This window comes from Bradyrhizobium sp. SSBR45G (genome assembly GCF_030159255.1).
Classification (GTDB): domain Bacteria; phylum Pseudomonadota; class Alphaproteobacteria; order Rhizobiales; family Xanthobacteraceae; genus Bradyrhizobium.
The window spans coordinates 97,365-113,254 of record NZ_BSCT01000029.1; the positions used below are offsets into that span (position 1 = coordinate 97,365).

Annotated in this window: 14 protein-coding genes; all 14 read right to left on the reverse strand. The window is 65.1% G+C overall.

The features are described 5' to 3' along the window. Positions 1-42: 42 nt before the first annotated feature. The 14 genes from QQL87_RS27300 to QQL87_RS27365 all read right to left on the reverse strand — a co-directional run bounded on the left by QQL87_RS27300 (position 43) and on the right by QQL87_RS27365 (position 15,649). Positions 43-849, reverse strand: coding sequence for a carbohydrate ABC transporter permease (locus QQL87_RS27300; RefSeq protein ID WP_284422033.1), 807 nt, complete (start codon positions 847-849; stop codon positions 43-45). After that, entirely contained in the window at positions 849-1,751 is a 903-nt protein-coding gene (locus QQL87_RS27305) for a carbohydrate ABC transporter permease (RefSeq protein WP_284422034.1), read from the reverse strand. Before QQL87_RS27305 ends, QQL87_RS27300 begins: the two co-directional genes overlap by 1 nt. A gap of 3 nt (positions 1,752-1,754) precedes the next feature. After that, positions 1,755-2,837, reverse strand: a complete 1,083-nt coding sequence (locus tag QQL87_RS27310) for an ABC transporter ATP-binding protein (RefSeq protein WP_284422035.1) — start codon at positions 2,835-2,837, stop codon at positions 1,755-1,757. 12 nt (positions 2,838-2,849) lie between these two features. Then, on the reverse strand, positions 2,850-3,935 hold the full coding sequence (locus tag QQL87_RS27315) for an ABC transporter ATP-binding protein (RefSeq protein WP_284422036.1): 1,086 nt from the start codon (positions 3,933-3,935) through the stop codon (positions 2,850-2,852). Beyond that, entirely contained in the window at positions 3,932-5,476 is a 1,545-nt protein-coding gene (gene glpD, locus QQL87_RS27320; RefSeq protein WP_284422038.1) for a glycerol-3-phosphate dehydrogenase, read from the reverse strand. The genes QQL87_RS27315 and glpD overlap by 4 nt, the downstream gene beginning before the upstream one ends. 162 nt (positions 5,477-5,638) lie before the next feature. After that, the gene (locus QQL87_RS27325) at positions 5,639-6,472 is read right to left on the reverse strand and encodes a DeoR/GlpR family DNA-binding transcription regulator (RefSeq protein WP_284422040.1); all 834 of its coding nucleotides are present in this window, start codon (positions 6,470-6,472) and stop codon (positions 5,639-5,641) included. Between the two features lie 157 nt (positions 6,473-6,629). After that, positions 6,630-6,821 (reverse strand): hypothetical protein, encoded by a 192-nt coding sequence (locus QQL87_RS27330; RefSeq protein WP_009029183.1) that lies wholly within the window; start codon positions 6,819-6,821, stop codon positions 6,630-6,632. 163 nt (positions 6,822-6,984) lie between these two features. Continuing rightward, entirely contained in the window at positions 6,985-7,227 is a 243-nt protein-coding gene (locus QQL87_RS27335) for a hypothetical protein (protein ID WP_284422041.1), read from the reverse strand. Between the two features lie 426 nt (positions 7,228-7,653). Then, a complete protein-coding gene (locus QQL87_RS27340) occupies positions 7,654-8,076 on the reverse strand; it encodes an acyl-CoA thioesterase (protein WP_284422042.1) in 423 nt (140 codons plus the stop codon). Between the two features lie 52 nt (positions 8,077-8,128). Then, the gene (locus tag QQL87_RS27345) at positions 8,129-8,752 is read right to left on the reverse strand and encodes a flavin reductase family protein (protein WP_284422043.1); all 624 of its coding nucleotides are present in this window, start codon (positions 8,750-8,752) and stop codon (positions 8,129-8,131) included. Between the two features lie 40 nt (positions 8,753-8,792). After that, positions 8,793-9,404, reverse strand: coding sequence for a TetR/AcrR family transcriptional regulator (locus QQL87_RS27350; protein WP_284422044.1), 612 nt, complete (start codon positions 9,402-9,404; stop codon positions 8,793-8,795). Between the two features lie 34 nt (positions 9,405-9,438). Next, positions 9,439-12,579 carry an efflux RND transporter permease subunit gene (locus QQL87_RS27355; protein ID WP_284422045.1) on the reverse strand — a complete coding sequence of 1,047 codons (3,141 nt, stop codon included), beginning with the start codon at positions 12,577-12,579 and terminating at the stop codon, positions 9,439-9,441. A 339-nt stretch (positions 12,580-12,918) separates the two neighbouring features. Beyond that, the gene (locus QQL87_RS27360; RefSeq protein ID WP_284422046.1) at positions 12,919-14,025 is read right to left on the reverse strand and encodes an efflux RND transporter periplasmic adaptor subunit; all 1,107 of its coding nucleotides are present in this window, start codon (positions 14,023-14,025) and stop codon (positions 12,919-12,921) included. Between the two features lie 292 nt (positions 14,026-14,317). Continuing rightward, positions 14,318-15,649 carry an MFS transporter gene (locus tag QQL87_RS27365; RefSeq protein WP_284422047.1) on the reverse strand — a complete coding sequence of 444 codons (1,332 nt, stop codon included), beginning with the start codon at positions 15,647-15,649 and terminating at the stop codon, positions 14,318-14,320. Between the last annotated feature and the right edge of the window lie 241 nt (positions 15,650-15,890).

The window sequence follows — 15,890 nt, forward strand, 5'->3', positions numbered from 1 at the left end:
GCGCAGCGAGCTTGTTGCTGTCAGCTTGCCACCGCATCATCATCACACCCGCCCCAGCGCGAAGCCGCGCGCGATGTAGTTGCGGACGAACCAGATGACGAGCGCGCCCGGGATGATGGTGAGCACGCCAGCGGCGGCGAGCAGGCCCCAATCCATGCCGGCGGCCGACACCGTGCGGGTCATGACCGCCGAGATCGGCTTGGCGTCGACCGACGTCAGCGTGCGTGCGAGCAGGAGCTCGACCCAGGAGAACATGAAGCAGAAGAAGGCGGCGACGCCGATGCCGCTCGCGATCAGCGGCACCAGGATCTTGATGAAGAAGCGCGGGAACGAATAGCCGTCGAGAAAGGCGGTCTCGTCGATCTCGCGCGGCACCGAGGAGACGAAGCCCTCGAGGATCCAGACCGCGAGCGGCACGTTGAAGATGCAATGCGCGAGCGCGACGGCCCAGGGCGTATCGAACAGTCCGATCGCGGAATACAGGTTGAAGAACGGCAGCGCATAGACCGCGGCCGGCGCCATCCGGTTCGAGAGCAGCCAGAAGAACAGATGCTTGTCGCCGAGGAAGCGGTAGCGCGAGAACGCGTAGGCCGCCGGCAGCGCCACCGAGATCGAGATCACGGTGTTGATGATCACGTATTTCAGCGAGTTGATGTAGCCGGAGTACCAGCTCTCATCGGTGAAGATGCGCATGTAGTTCGCGATCGTCGGCTGATGCGGCCACAAGGTCATGGTCGAGACGATCTCGCCATTGGTCTTGAAGCTCATGTTGACGAGCCAATAGATCGGCAACAGCAGGAAGATCAGGAACACCGAGATGATGACGCGACGGCCTGGGATCGAGTTCATCACGCGCCTCCTTCCGCCGGCCGGCGCTCGGTGCCGGCATGGGTCATGATGGTGTAGAACACCCAGCAGACGATCAGGATGATCAGGTTGTAGACCAAGGACAGCGCCGCGGCCTTGCCGAGGTCGAACTGGCCGAGCGCGATCTTGACCAGCTCGATCGAGATGAAGGTGGTGGAATTGCCTGGCCCGCCGCCGGTCACCACGAACGGCTCGGTGTAGATCATGAAGCTGTCCATGAAGCGCAGCAGCACCGCGATCAGGAGCACCCGGTGCATCTTGGGCAGCTGGATCGCGGTGAACACCGCCCAGCGCGAGGCGCCGTCGATCTGCGCCGCCTGGTAATAGGCGTCGGGGATGGATTTGAGGCCTGCATAGCAGAGCAGCGCCACCAGGCTGGTCCAATGCCAGACGTCCATGACGATGACGGTCACCCAGGCGTCAACATCGTTGGAGACGTAGTTGTAGTCGATTCCCATGCTGGTCAGCGTATAGCCGAGCAGGCCGATGTCGGGACGGCCGAAGATCTGCCAGATCGTGCCGACCACGTTCCATGGAATCAGCAGCGGCAGCGCCAGCGTGACCAGGCAGAACGCCACCGTCCATCCGCCGCGCGGCATCGACAGCGCCACGACGATGCCGAGCGGCACCTCGATGGCGAGGATCACGGCCGAGAACACCAGGTTGCGGCCCAGCGAAGCGAGGAAACGGCCGCCGAGATCGGTCGAGGGATCGAGCAATTCCTTGAACCAGCCGACGCCGTTCCAGAAGAACTGGTTGTTGCCGAACGTATCCTGAAGCGAATAGTTCACCACCGTCATCAGCGGCAGGATGGCGGAGAATGCGACCAGCAGGAACACCGGCAGGACCAGGAACCAGGCCTTGTTGTTGATGGTCTTGTCCATCACTCAGGCTCCCTCGACGAGGCGGCTGTCGGCATAGACATGGACGTGCGCCGGATCGAACCTGAGCCCGATCGACGAGGACGATGGCGAGAAGCCCGACGGAATCCGCGCGGCAAACTTGACGTCGCCGACCCGGACGCGCGCGAAGCGGATGCGGCCGAGATCGTCGATACGCTCGATATTGGCATCGAGCAGGCCGGGTCCGGGCGCTGCGACGTCGACGAATTCGGGCCGGACGCCGATCTCGATCTTGGCGCCCGCAGGCAGCGCATCATAGCTGTGTGCGAGCGTCAGCGTATGACCGTCGATCCGGGCCTCCCGGCCCTTCACATCGGCGGAGAGGATGTTCATGCCGGGCGAGCCGATGAAGTAGCCGACGAAGGTATGCGCCGGCTTGTCGAACAGCTCGGCGGGCGTGCCGCTCTGCACGACACGGCCGTCGTGCATGACCACGACCGTATCGGCGAAGGTCAGCGCCTCGGTCTGATCATGCGTCACGTAGATCATCGTGAGGTCGAGCTCGCGATGCAGCGCCTTCAGCTTGGAGCGCAGCTGCCATTTCAGCTCGGGATCGATCACGGTGAGCGGCTCGTCGAACAACACGGCGGCGACGTCGGAGCGGACGAGGCCGCGGCCGAGCGAGATCTTCTGCTTGGCGTCGGCCGTGAGCCGCGTCGCCTTGCGATGGAGGTCCGGCGTGAGATCCAGCAGCCGCGCGATCTCGGCGACGCGCTTGTCGATCTCGGCCCGGGGCACGCCGCGGTTCTTGAGCGGGAAAGCGAGGTTCTCGCCGACCGTCATGGTGTCGTAGATGACCGGGAACTGGAACACCTGCGCGATGTTGCGCTCGCGGGTCGAGGCCTGCGTGATGTCCTTGCCGTCGAACAGGATTTTTCCGCGCGATGGCGTGAGGATGCCGGAGATCAGGTTGAGCAGCGTGGTCTTGCCGCAGCCGGATGGGCCCAGCAGCGCATAGGCGCCCCCCTGGCGCCAGGTCATCGTCACCGGCTTCAGCGCGAAGCTTTCGATGTCGGCATCGTTGCCATTGTAGGATTGGGCGAGGTCGACGAGGTCAATGCGGGCCATGCGGCATCTCCCTCACATGCTGCTCGATGCGGCGACCAGGCGGTCGGCGGCATCGAACACGAAGACGTTGGCGGGATCGAGCACGGCCTCGAGGGTGTCACCGGGCTCGTATTCATGCACGCCATGCAGCACGGCGACCCAGTTCGTGCCGTCGCGCGTCAGGTGAACGAAGCTCTCCGATCCGGTGATCTCCGTGACCGCAACGGTGGCAGGAAAGACGTGGCGGCCGAGATTGCCGCCGCCCTTCGCGAGCCCGAGTTGGTGCGGCCGAAAGCCGACCCGATAATGGCCGTCGGGCAGATCGGCATAGAGTCCGGTCGCCGACGCCGTGACGTCGCCTGAGTAGTGCACGCTGTCGCCGCGCTTCTCGATATCGACGATGTTCATCGGCGGATCCGAGAACACCTGGCCGACCCGCAATGTATCGGGACGCCGATAGACGGAGGCGGTGTCGCCGGCCTGCAGCGCCTGCCCTTCCCACATGCAGATGGTGCGGCCGCCGAGCAGCAGCGCTTCGGACGGCTCAGTGGTGGCATAGACGAAGATCGCGCCCGACGCCTCGAAGATGCGCGGCAACTCGGTGCGCAGCTCCTCGCGCAGCTTGTAGTCGAGATTGGCCAGGGGCTCGTCGAGCAGCACGAGGTCGGCGCCCTTGACCAGCGCCCGCGCAATCGCCGTGCGCTGCTGCTGGCCGCCGGAGAGCTGCAGCGGGGTCCGCTTCAGGAACGGCTCGAGCCGCAGCAATCGCGCGGCCTCGGCCACCCGCTTCTCGATCTCCTGGCGTGGCTTGCCCTGAACGCGCAGCGGCGAAGCGATGTTCTCATAGACCGTCAGCGACGGATAGTTGATGAACTGCTGATAGACCATCGCAACCGAGCGCTGCCGCACGTCGGCGCCGGTGACGTCCTTGCCGTCGACCAGCACGCGGCCGGTGGTCGGCCGGTCGAGGCCGGCGAGCAGCCGCATGATCGAGGTCTTGCCCGACAGCGTCGGTCCGAGCAGCACGCTCAGCGTGCCGCGCTGCAGGGTCAGCGACACGTCGCGAATGGTCGCGACGCCATCCACGGTTCGGGAGACGTGATCGAGGGTGACGCTCATGCGCGCCCTCCCGCTTCACGCGCGGTCGCGGCAGACCGGTCGCGGTTGGCGACGATCCACGCATCGAGCGCGGCAATCTCGGCTGCCGACATCCGCAATCCCAGCTTCGATCGACGCCACACGATGTCCTCGGCCGTCAACGCCCATTCGTTCGTCATCAGGTACCTGACTTCGCGCTCCGTCAAGGTGCCTCCGAAGTCCTGACCGAGATCGGACGCAGATGTCGCAAACCCGAGCATGGTCGCCGCGCGTGTGCCATACGCAAGCGCGATCCGCTTCGCATGTGCATCTGTGAGGAACGGATAGGTCTTGCGCAGATCGGCGATCAACCCCGTCACCGCCTGGACCTTCATGTCGCCGCCGGGCAGCGGCGCCTTGCCGGTCCAGCCCTCCTCCGCGTTGGCGCCCTTCAGATAGGGCCCGAGGCGCTCCAGCGCCTCTTCTGACAAGCGCCGATAGGTCGTGATCTTGCCGCCATAGATCGACAACAGCGGCAGGCCGCCGGGCGTATCGAGCTCGAACACATAGTCGCGCGTCGCCGCCTTGGCCTCGCTGGCGCCGTCGTCATAGAGCGGACGCACGCCTGAATAGCTCCACACGACGTCGGCCGGCGTCACGGGCTTGGCAAGGTATTCGCCGAGCGCGGCGCAGAGATAGCTGATCTCCTCGTCGGTCGCCTTCACCTTGGCCGGATCGCCCTGGTAGTCGCGGTCGGTGGTGCCGATCAGCGTGAAGTCCTGCTGATAGGGGATGGCGAAGATGATGCGGCCATCGGCATTCTGGAAGATGTAGGCGCGGTCGTGATCGTACAGCTTGCGCACCACGATGTGCGAGCCCTGCACCAGCCGCACCTTCGCCTTCGCGTTGACGCCGGCGCCTGTCGACAGCACCTGCTCGACCCATGGTCCGGCCGCGTTGACCAGCGCGCGCGCCTTGATGGTCTCACGCTCTCCGGTCTGCGTATTCTCGGTGGTGACCAGCCAATGGCTGCCGTCCTGCCGGATCTCGGTGGCGCGCGTCCGCGTGCGGATGACGGCGCCACGATCGGCGGCGTCGCGGGCGGTCAGCACGACGAGGCGGGCATCGTCGACGAAGCAGTCGGAATACTCGAAGCCCTTGCTGTAACGTCCCGCGATCAAGGGACGGCCGACCTCGTCGCTGCGCAGATTGACCGAGCGCGTCGGCGGCAGCAGCTTGCGGCCGCCGAGATGGTCATAGAGGAACAGGCCGAGGCGCAGCAGCCAGGCCGGGCGCAGGCCCGCATGATGCGGCAGCACGAAGCGCAGCGGACGGATGATGTGGGGCGCGATCTGCCAGAGGATTTCGCGCTCGATCAGCGCCTCGCGCACCAGGCGGAACTCGTAGTATTCGAGATAGCGCAGGCCGCCATGCACGAGCTTGGTCGACCAGGATGAGGTCCCGCTCGCAAGATCGTTCATTTCGCAAAGGAAAACGGAATTTCCGCGTCCGGCCGCATCGCGCGCGATGCCGCAACCGTTCACGCCGCCTCCGACAATGGCGAGGTCGTAGATCCGCTCCACCCGACGCTTCCCCCGACAATCGCCTTCAGGCCGGCGATTTCACTTTCGGTTTCGAGTTAAACACAAACGAAAGTGAAAGCAAATCGAAATTCGCATGTTGGGCCGAGATTGGGCAAAACCTGCTCAATCCGGAATCAAACGGCCCTGGATGGTGGCGGATTCTCAGGCGCGGCGCAGCACGGTGGACGCGCTGGTTTCGCTCGGCTCTGCGGCCTCATCGGCTTCGTCGTCCGGCAGGGCAGAGATCACCTCGATGCCGCGGCTGTGGCACAGGGCGGCGAGTCCGTCCGGCAGCGGCCGGTCGGTGACGAAGGTCTGGATCTGGCTGAGATGGGCGATGCGCACCGGCGCGCTGCGGTGAAGCTTGGTCGAATCCGCCACCAGCATCACGCTGCGCGCATTGGCGATGATCGCCTGCGCAACCTGCACCTCGCGGTAGTCGAAGTCGAGCAGTGCGCCCTCCTCGTCGATCGCGGAGGCGCCGATGATCGCATAATCGACCTTGAACTGGCCGATCAGCTGCGTCGCCGTCGAGCCGACCACGCCGCCGTCCGAGCGCCGCACGCTGCCGCCGGCGACGATCACCTCGATGCGGGGATGCGGATAGAGCAGCATCGCCACGTTGAGATTGTTGGTGATGACCAGCAGGTCCTGATGCGAGGTCAGCGCGCTCGCCACCTCCTCGGTCGTGGTGCCGATGTTGATGAAGAGCGAGGAGCCGTTGGGAATGCGCGCCGCGGCAATCGCGCCGATCGCCTTCTTCTCGTCGGCAGCGACGAAGCGCCGCGCCTCATAGGCGAGGTTCTCGACGCCCGAGGCGATGATGGCGCCACCATGGATCCGCGTCAGCGCGCGCTGCTCGCAGAGATCGTTGAGGTCCTTGCGGATCGTCTGCGCCGAGACTTCGAAGCGGCGCGACAGATCCTCCACCATGACGCGGCCGGAGGCGCGGGCGATGTTGAGGATGTCGGTCTGACGCTGAGAGAGAACGGCCATGGCGAGCTTTCAAACGTGCTCCACCATGGTGAGGCTGATCGAGTCAAGCGTCAATCAGCGAGGGATAGAGGAGCGCTGCAGCAATCACCTTTGGTGCAGCGCGACAAATCCGCTCGGCGCGCAGCTTCTGTCCTACCGCATGTCTCGGAAGAGCGTGTCAGGCGGCGGCGCTCAGCTCGCCGGTGACGATGCGAAGCGCGGCGCGCTCCGCCTCGCGGGCGTTGCGAAACACCTGGCCCTCGAGCGCATTGAAGCGGTGCGACGCCGCGAAGAAGCGGAAGCCGCCGCGGTCGCGGATCACGATCCCCGCCGCCTGAGAGCTGACCTCGATGATGTAGGTGTCGGACATTGCAAAATCCCGTCATTTCATTCCGGGGCGTCTAACGAGGCTCCGTGACGAATGTTCCTGTCAGGGAGCCGTCGTGCGTCCGATATGCATGCCAACAGACAATTGTGTGGATGTTATGTTGGCTGCGCTGCACGCAGCCACATCCATCACGGACGTTGCCGAATCAGCGGGGATCCTCCGGAACGAGCGTGGCCTTGCGATGCGGCGCATCGACTCCGCTCAGACGGTCGTGATGCTGACCGAGCAGTTGGTAGATCGTGCGCAGGTCTCGCAACATCTCGACATGATGATCGCGAAATGCACCGAGCTGGATTTCGTAAACGCCGATTCGCTCTTCGGCATGGAGCAGCCGCTGCTGCAGCTTCCTCAGAACTTCGACAGTCAGCTTCTCGTCCACATTGGGCATGTCCCACTCCCCGATCACCGGTCCAAACTGTGCCCCCGGGAGCAACCTCCCTGTTCCTGGAAGACAGGCCTGTCGGCCCACCTCCTGTCGTCTCGGCGACGACCTCGACCGAACCCCCACGGTCAAAAACACCTAACTATCATCATACCTGCAATGCAACAAAAAATACACGCGCGGTTGTGGACGAACTCCACGCCGTCGCGTTCTGCTGAACCCTTCCCTCCTACGACGCATTTCGAGTAGTTGACGACACTCTCGTGCAGAGGCCGGCAAGCCGTGCACGCCGACAACTCCTGAAGGCGTCCATTCACCGACACTTCGGGCGCGCCCCTCAAAACGCGCGCTCACGCAAGGGGTTCCCAGCCCATCGATCCGTTATACTAACAAAGAGTTAACGCCGTCCGGAGCGAACCCGCAGCGTCTCCGTCATGCGCGCGCCGCGTCGCCTTCCCGCTTGATCGGCTGGGGACGGCCATTGTCGTCGATCGACACGTAGGTGAAGTTGCCGTCGGTGACGAGGATCGGCTGCTCCTCTCTCCGGCGCAGCACCCAGGCCTCGAGACGCACGGTCATCGATGTCCGGCCGACCCGCACGAGATGCGCGTAGACCGAGACGAGATCGCCGACATAGACCGCCTTGCGGAAGTTCATCGCCTCGATCGCGACCGTCACCGTGCGCGACTTCGCGACCTTGGCGGCGAACACGCCGCCGCCGACATCCATCTGGCTGAGCAGCCAGCCGCCGAAGATGTCGCCATTGGCGTTGGTGTCAGCCGGCATCGCCAGGGTGCGGATGCAAAGATCGCCGCGCGGCTCGGTGGGAGTGGCGGGGATGGTCGCTTCGGTCACGTCGGATGGCCTCCAGTTGCGGCGGAGATGTCAGCTTCGGGGATCGACGCGCTCAGTCCGGCCTGATCATCTCGAACATGTCTTCCGCCTTGATCTCGAAATAATCGCCGCGGCGGCCGGCGCGGACGATCGGATGCGCCAGCGCGGTCTGGTAGACGCCGTCCTTGATCAGCGCCTTGTCGATGTGCACGGCCACGACCTCGCCGAGCGTCAGCCAGGCCTGGGTCTTGGTGCCGTCGGCGCCCTGCAACTGGATGATCTGCGTGACCTTGCATTCGAACGCGACCGGACTCTCGCCGACGCGCGGCACGTTGACGAACGTGCTCGGCACCGCGGTGACGCCGGCGAGCGCGAACTCGTCGACCTCGCGCGCGACATGCGCGGCTGTCGCGTTCATCTGCGTCGCCAGATCGCGCGTCACCAGATTCCACACGAACTCGCCGGTATCCCTGATGTTGGCGACCGTGTCCTTGAAGTTCGTCGAGGAGAAGCCGATGATCGGCGGCGTGTAGTTGAAGGCGTTGAAGAAGCTGTAGGGCGCGAGATTGACGTGACCATCCGGATCGCGCGACGAGATCCAGCCGATCGGGCGCGGCGCGATGATGGCGTTGAAGGGATCGTGGCGGAGGCCGTGGCCGTTCTTCGGTTCGTAGAAATGCAGGTCCCGCTCGATCACGCCATCGCCCCTTCCGTCATTGCTCGCAACGACGGAGAACTTATCTTGCAGCGCCGTTCGAACCAAGCCCCACCAGCACGAAATCGATCATCTCGTCGACGGTCGGACCCGGCTTGGTCGCGCATTGCGCGATCATCTGCGGATGGAAGAACCGCATCATCGCCGTGCAGGCGCATTTTGCCGCCACCGGCAGGTCGCTGACCGCGAACTCGCCCGAGGCGGCGCCCTGCCCGATCACGCGGCCGACGGTCTCGGTGATCAGCAGCATGTGCGCCTCGCAGACCTCCCAGCTCTGCTCCATCGCCACCGCGACCATCTCGTGCAGCTTGTTGTCGCCGACATAACGCTCGGTGTTCATCCTGTGGATGGTGCCGAGCAGCTCGCGCAGCCGCGGCGCGGTCGGGCCGGGACGCTCGGCGATCGCCATCGCCGCCGCCTCGACCTGCCCCATCAGCGTCCGCGCGACGCCCTCGTGGATCGCCTTCTTGGAGTCGAAGAAGCGGTAGACGTTCGCCGGGCTCATGCGGAGCTCCTTGGCGATGTCGGCGACGGTGGTCTTCTGATAGCCGATCTGCCGAAACAAGCGTTCCGCCACGACGAGGATGCGTTCGCGCGTATCGGGTTCGATGTGTTCGGAAACCAGCGTCATCATGCCTGCGATCGTCTATCCTTGAGTCGTCTGTCCTTCATTCGGCGGCCTCGGCGAGTGGAAGCGCCGGTGCCGGCCCATCAACGTGCTGCGCTGCAGAATGATCCCGTGCACCTGCCCCGCGCTCATCCAGGCTCTTGCGGAACCATAGGGCATACAATCCCGGCAAGTACAGCAGTGTGAGGAACGTTGCAACGAACAAGCCGCCCATGATGGTGATCGCCATCGGGCCCCAGAAGGCGGAGCGCGACAGCGGGATCATGGCGAGGATGGCCGCCAGCGCGGTCAGCACCACCGGCCGGGCGCGGCGGACGGTGGCCTCGATGATCGCCTCCTTGCGGGTCAGACCATGGGCGACGTCGGTCTCGATCTGATCGACCAGGATCACCGCATTGCGCATGATCATGCCGGCCAGCGCGATCAGGCCGAGCAGCGCGACGAAGCCAAACGGAGAATTGGCGACGTTGAGCCCGAGCGAGGCGCCGACGATGCCGAGCGGCGCCGTCAGGAACACCAGGACCAGCCGCGAGAAGCTCTGCAGCTGAATCATCAGCAGCGTCAGCATCACGATGACCATCAGCGGAAACAGCACGAAGATCGAGGCATTGCCCTTGGCGGATTCCTCGAACGCGCCGCCTGCCTCGATCCGGTAGGCCGGCTCGAGGCGGTTGCGGATATCCTGCAGCTTCGGCGAGATCTGGCTGGTGACGTCGGGCGCCTGGACGCCGTCCGCCACATCGGCGCGCACCGTGATCGCCATGTCGCGATTGCGCCGCCACAGGATCGGCTCCTCGTGAGAATACTCGATCTTGGCGATCTGCTGCAGCGGCACCACGACGCCGTTCTTCGAGGTGATGGTGAGGTCGCCGACATGGGCGAGGTCGAGCCGCTCGGACGGCGCGGCACGCGCGACGACGCCGACCTTTTCGATGCCGTCGCGGATGGTCGTGACCTGCACGCCGGAGATCAGCATCGCCAGCGCCTGGGAGACGTCCTGCGGGGTGAGGCCAAGCGCGCGGGCGCGGTCCTGGTCGACCACGAGCTTCAGATAAGGCGACTGCTCGTTCCAGTCGAGCTGCGGATCCCTGACGTTCGGATTCTGCCGGACAACGTCGCGGACCTGGTAGGCGATCTCGCGCACCTTCGCCGCATCGGGACCGACGACGCGGAACTGGACGGGGAAGCCGACCGGCGGACCGAAATTGAAGCGATCGACCCGGACGCGCGCTTCGTTCAATGCGCCGTTGGCGGCGGCCGTCTCGATCCTGGCCTTGATCCGCTCGCGTGCCGCAACGTCCTTGGCGACGATCACGATCTCGGCGAAGGCCTCGTTCGGCAGTTGCGGGTTGAGGCCAAGCCAGAAGCGCGGCGAGCCTTGCCCGACATAGGCGGTGTAGGTCTCGATGTCCTTGTCGTCCTTGAGCAGCTTCTCTGCCGTCCTGGCGGCCTGTTCGGTGACACCGAACGCCGTGCCTTCCGGCAGCCGGAGCTGCAGGAACAGCTCGGGTCGTTCCGACAGCGGGAAGAATTGCTGCTGGACGTGACCGAAGGCGATGATTGCAGCCGCAAACACGCCGACCGTCGCGGCGACGGTGGTGATGCGGTGATCGACGCACCAGCGGATCACGCGGCGCAGGATACGGTACATGCGCGTATCATAGATCGCATGCTCGTCCTGGCCGTGATGGGCCTTCATGTCGGGCAGCAGCTTGACGCCGATATAGGGCGTGAAGATCACGGCGACGAACCAGGACGCGACCAATGCGATCGCGACGATCCAGAAGATGCTGCCGGCATACTCGCCGACTGCTGAATTGGCGAAGCCGATCGGCAGGAAGCCGGCGGCCGTGACCAGCGTGCCGGTCAGCATCGGGAACGCGGTGGATTCCCAGGCAAACGACGCGGCGCGCATCCGGTCCCAGCCCTGCTCCATCTTCACCACCATCATCTCGACCGCGATGATGGCGTCGTCGACCAGCAGCCCAAGCGCAATGATGAGGGCACCAAGCGAGATGCGATGCAGGTTGAGCCCCATGATGTTCATGACGATGAAGACGAGCCCGAGCACCAGCGGCACCGACAGTGCGACGACGATGCCGGTGCGCCATCCCAGCGCCAGGAACGACACGAACAGCACGATCACCAGCGCCTCGACGAAGGAGTGCACGAATTCGCTGACAGCGTGTTCGACCACCTTGGGCTGGTCGGCAATCTGCTCGATCTCGATGCCCTGCGGCACCGCCTTCATGAAGTCGTCGGCAGCGGCGTGGACCTCCTTGCCGAGCTCCAGGATGTTGGCCTCCTTGGCCGTGACGACGCCGATGCCGAGCGCGGGCTTGCCCTCCTGCCGCACCTTGAAGGTCGGCGGATCGACGAAGCCGTGGGTGACAGTGGCGATATCGCCGAGCCGGAACACGCGTCCGTTGCTCTCGACCGGCGTCTCCGCCACCGCCTTGGCGCCGTCGAGCGCGCCGGTGACCCGCAGCGGCACGCGCTGCGACGAGGTCTCGACCGTGCCGGCCGGCGTCACATTGTTCTGCTTGGCGAGCGAATCGAACAGCGCCTGCGGCGTGATGCCGAGGGTGGCGAGCTTGGCATGGCTGAACTCGACATAGATGCGCTCGTCCTGGGTGCCGTAGAGATTGACCTTGGTCACACCAGGAACCTTCAGCAGACGCTGGCGCAGGCCTTCGGCGGTCTTCTTCAGCTGCGCGTAGTCGGCGCCGTCGCCTGTCATCATGAACAGGATGGAATCGACGTCGGAGAACTCGTCATTGACGAAGGGACCGACGATACCCGACGGCAGCGCGGACTGCACGTCGTCCAGCTTCTTGCGGATCAGATAGAACAGATGCGGCACCTCGGCCGGCGGCGTCGAATCCCGGAAGGTCACCTGCATCGCGGTGAAGGCCGGCTTCGAATAGGTCTGCACCTTCTCGAAGTAGGGCAGCTCCTGCAGCTTCTTCTCGATGGGGTCGGCGACCTGGCTCTGCATTTCGGCAGCGGTCGCGCCCGGCCACATCACCGAGACGTTGACGACCTTGACGGTGAAGAACGGATCTTCGGCGCGACCGAGCTTCTGATAGGAGAAGAAGCCGGCGACGCCGAGCGCGATGATCAGGAACAGCACCAGCGGCGGATGACTGACCGCCCAGGCCGACAGGTTGAACCGCTTCATGGTGCTCTCCGATGAGGACCTAATTGCTTTTGGCTTCTTTGGCCTCATCCTTCGAGACGGCGCTTCGCGCCTCCTCAGGATGAGGGTCTTATTTCCTTCCGTGGGCATGCTGCTCATGGTCGAGTGCAGCCCCGGCTTCCCACCTCAACCCTCTCCCATGAACACGCCTCTCGGCGTGTTCATGGTCAAATGTGCAGTGCCTCGGCTTTTGCCCCTCATGGTGAGGAGCGCCGCAAGGCGCGTCTCGAACCATGAGGCCACGATACGAGCCTCGCCCTTCGAGACGCCCGCCTTCGGCGGGCTCCTCAGGGTGAGGGTCGAAGGTCGTCCATCACGCCATCAGAACGCCAGCGCCGACACCACCCGCACCTTTTGCGCGGGATCGATCTTTTGCACGCCGAGGGCGATCACCTTCTCGCCTTCGTCGACGCCCGCCGTGACGAGCACGTCCTTGCTCTCATACGCCTTCACCTTGACCGGCTTGAGCGTCACCTCGCCGTTGTCGTTGACGACGTAGAGCGAGGGCGCGCGGCCGTCGTTGAACAGCGCCGACAGCGGCAGACGCGCCACGCGGGTGGTGGCGGGATCGGACAGCGTGAGCGTCGCAGTCATGCCGAGCGACACCGCCTCGCCGGCATCGGGCAGCGAGAACTTGGCGAGGTAGGTGCGGGTCGCAGGATCGGCGGCCGGCGCGATCTCGCGCAGCCGCGCGGCGTAGGTCTTGCCGGCCTCCGACCATAGCGACACCGTCGCGACGCCGCTCTTGGCGCGGTCGAGCAGGGTCTCGGGGATGGCGACCACGGCCTCCTTCTCGGCGAAGCGCGCCACCCGGATCGCGGCCTGGCCGGCGGCAACCACGACGCCGGGCTCGATCATCGCGGCGGTGACGACGCCGCGGGCGTCCGACATCAAGGTCGCATAGGACAGCGAATTGCGGGTCAGCTCGACCGAGCGTTCGGCGCGGTTCAGCCGCGCGCGGGCCTCGTCCGCGGAGGCCTTGGCCTGGTCCATCTGCGCATCGGTGGTCCAGCCCTTGGCCCGCAGCTCCTTGGCGCGCGTCTCGGCGGCGGAGGCCTGCGCCAGCACGCCGGTGGCGGCGCGGAATTCGGCCTCCGCCTGCTCGGCCTGCAGCTTCAGGTCGACCTCGTCGAGCGTGGCGAGCGGCTGGCCGATCTCGACGGTCTGCCCGACCTCGACCAGACGCTTGGCGACCTTGCCGGCGACCCGGAAACCGATATCGGCCTCGATTCTCGGCCGGATGGTCCCGACGAAGCTGCGCTCAGGCGTATCGGCCTCGTAGTGGGCTGTGGCGACCAGGACCGGGCGGATCGGCTCGGCCTTCTGGGCCACGGTCTCGTTGCAACCGGCCAGCGCGACCGCCGCCGCAGCCAGTGCCATGCCGCTCAACAGCCTGGAATAGCTGGACAAAACCTGATGGACGAGCATCGGACACCTCTTCGCTGCTGTTGCGAAGGAGTGTCGATTGTTGAGTGACGATTGTCAATAATCGTCACTGATCATGACTTCGTGAACATCTGGACATGTTGCCGCAGCTGCTCACGCGCTAGGCAAGACCTCATTTCCTCGTCGCGTGGGCGGCGCGCCGCGCGCTCCGCCGGTATTCAGGGGCGGACGATAGGCGGCTGGCCGGATATCCAGACCTCGGTCTGCACCGTCCTCCCGATGCCGGAATTCCGGCCCGGCCGCCGCGCGACCGCCCGGGAATGACGCGACGACATCACTCGGCCGGCGCCTGGCCGGCGAATTCCACCTTGCTCTCATGGCCGCCGAAGAACACCAGCAGCCCCGCGATCAGCGGCAGCACCGACAGCGCCAGCAGGCCGTGCGTGGTCGAGCCGGTGGTGTCCTTGATCCAGCCGACCAGATACGGCCCGCCGAAGCCGGCGAGATTGCCGATCGAGTTGATCAGCGCGATCGCTCCGGCCGCGGCCGTGCCCGACAGCCACGCCGTCGGCAGGGTCCAGAACACACCGAACACGCAGAACACCCCGATGGCAGCGAAGGTCAGCGCGACCATGGTCAGCGTCGGATCGCCGATCTGGCTCGATGCGGCCAGCGCCACCGCGATCAGGATCAGCGGCGCGCCGACATGGACCACGCGCTCGCGCGTCGCATCCGAATGCCGCGCCCACAGGATCATCGCGACGGTGCCGAACGCGTAAGGAATCGCGGTGACGAAGCCGGTCTGCACATTGCTCAGGCCGAACGCCTTGACGATCTGCGGCAGCCAGAACTGCATGCCGTAGAGCGCCCCGACGAAGCCGAAATAGATCAGGCTGAGCACGATCACCTTCGGCGAGGACAGCGCGTCGCCCAGCGTCATGTGTCCCGCGGCCTGCTTGGCCGCGGTCTCGGCCTGAAGCCGTGCGGCGAGCCACGCCTTCTGCTCCGCCGACAGCCAGGTCGCATGCTCCGGCCGGTCGGTGAGATAGAACCAGGTGACGACACCGAGCAGGATCGAGGGGATGCCTTCGATGATGAACAGCCACTGCCAGCCCTGCAGCCCCATCAGGCCGTGCATGCCGAGCAGCAGCCCCGACACCGGCGCGCCGATCACGGTCGAGATCGGCACGGCGACCGCGAAGGCGGCGAGGAAGCGCGCGCGATACTGCGCCGGGTACCAATAAGTGAGATAGAGGATGATGCCGGGAAAGAAGCCGGCCTCGGCGACACCGAGCAGGAAGCGCAGCGAGTAGAAGCTCATCGGGCCCGAGACCAGCGCCATCAGCGCCGAGATGATGCCCCAGGTCACCATGATGCGCGCGATCCAGCGGCTGGCGCCGAACCTCTCCAGCGCCAGATTGCTGGGCACCTCGAAGATGAAATAGCCGATGAAGAAGATGCCGGCGCCCCAGGCGAACACCAGCGGCGAGAACTTCAGCTCGGCGTTCATGGTCAGCGCGGCGAAGCCGAGATTGACGCGGTCGAGATAGGAGAAGAAATAGGCGAGCACGAGGAAGGGGATCAGCCGCCACGAGATGGCGCTGATGGTCGCGCTCTCGATGTCGGAACGGCCTTGCGCGGCCGGAATTCTAGCGGACGGACTCATCGATCTCCTCCCCGGAGCTTTGCAGAATTTGGTAGTTGATCGCGGGTGTCGAGCATCGGTGGTGGCAAGTCAATTGGAAAACAGGCAATCCCACAGTACGTCGGTGCATCGCGGGCGCGCGGCGTGCGCATGACGAGCTTGTCTCCCCATGGTTTGAGCCGCGCTGTCTCGACACGCCCTGCTGTCGTCCCGGCGTTCGCCCATAGGCGCTAAAATAGACTTGCGGCGAAGAATCAGTTGT

Bases quoted from the DNA above. Each gene is read 5' to 3' on its own strand.
- QQL87_RS27300 (WP_284422033.1), bottom strand. From the start codon at position 849: ATGAACTCGATCCCAGGCCGTCGCGTCATCATCTCGGTGTTCCTGATC.
- QQL87_RS27305 (WP_284422034.1), bottom strand. From the start codon at position 1,751: ATGGACAAGACCATCAACAACAAGGCCTGGTTCCTGGTCCTGCCGGTG.
- QQL87_RS27310 (WP_284422035.1), bottom strand. From the start codon at position 2,837: ATGGCCCGCATTGACCTCGTCGACCTCGCCCAATCCTACAATGGCAAC.
- QQL87_RS27315 (WP_284422036.1), bottom strand. From the start codon at position 3,935: ATGAGCGTCACCCTCGATCACGTCTCCCGAACCGTGGATGGCGTCGCG.
- QQL87_RS27325 (WP_284422040.1), bottom strand. From the start codon at position 6,472: ATGGCCGTTCTCTCTCAGCGTCAGACCGACATCCTCAACATCGCCCGC.
- QQL87_RS27330 (WP_009029183.1), bottom strand. From the start codon at position 6,821: ATGTCCGACACCTACATCATCGAGGTCAGCTCTCAGGCGGCGGGGATC.
- QQL87_RS27335 (WP_284422041.1), bottom strand. From the start codon at position 7,227: ATGCCCAATGTGGACGAGAAGCTGACTGTCGAAGTTCTGAGGAAGCTG.
- QQL87_RS27350 (WP_284422044.1), bottom strand. From the start codon at position 9,404: ATGATGACGCTGGTTTCCGAACACATCGAACCCGATACGCGCGAACGC.
- QQL87_RS27355 (WP_284422045.1), bottom strand. From the start codon at position 12,579: ATGAAGCGGTTCAACCTGTCGGCCTGGGCGGTCAGTCATCCGCCGCTG.
- QQL87_RS27360 (WP_284422046.1), bottom strand. From the start codon at position 14,025: ATGCTCGTCCATCAGGTTTTGTCCAGCTATTCCAGGCTGTTGAGCGGC.
- QQL87_RS27365 (WP_284422047.1), bottom strand. From the start codon at position 15,649: ATGAGTCCGTCCGCTAGAATTCCGGCCGCGCAAGGCCGTTCCGACATC.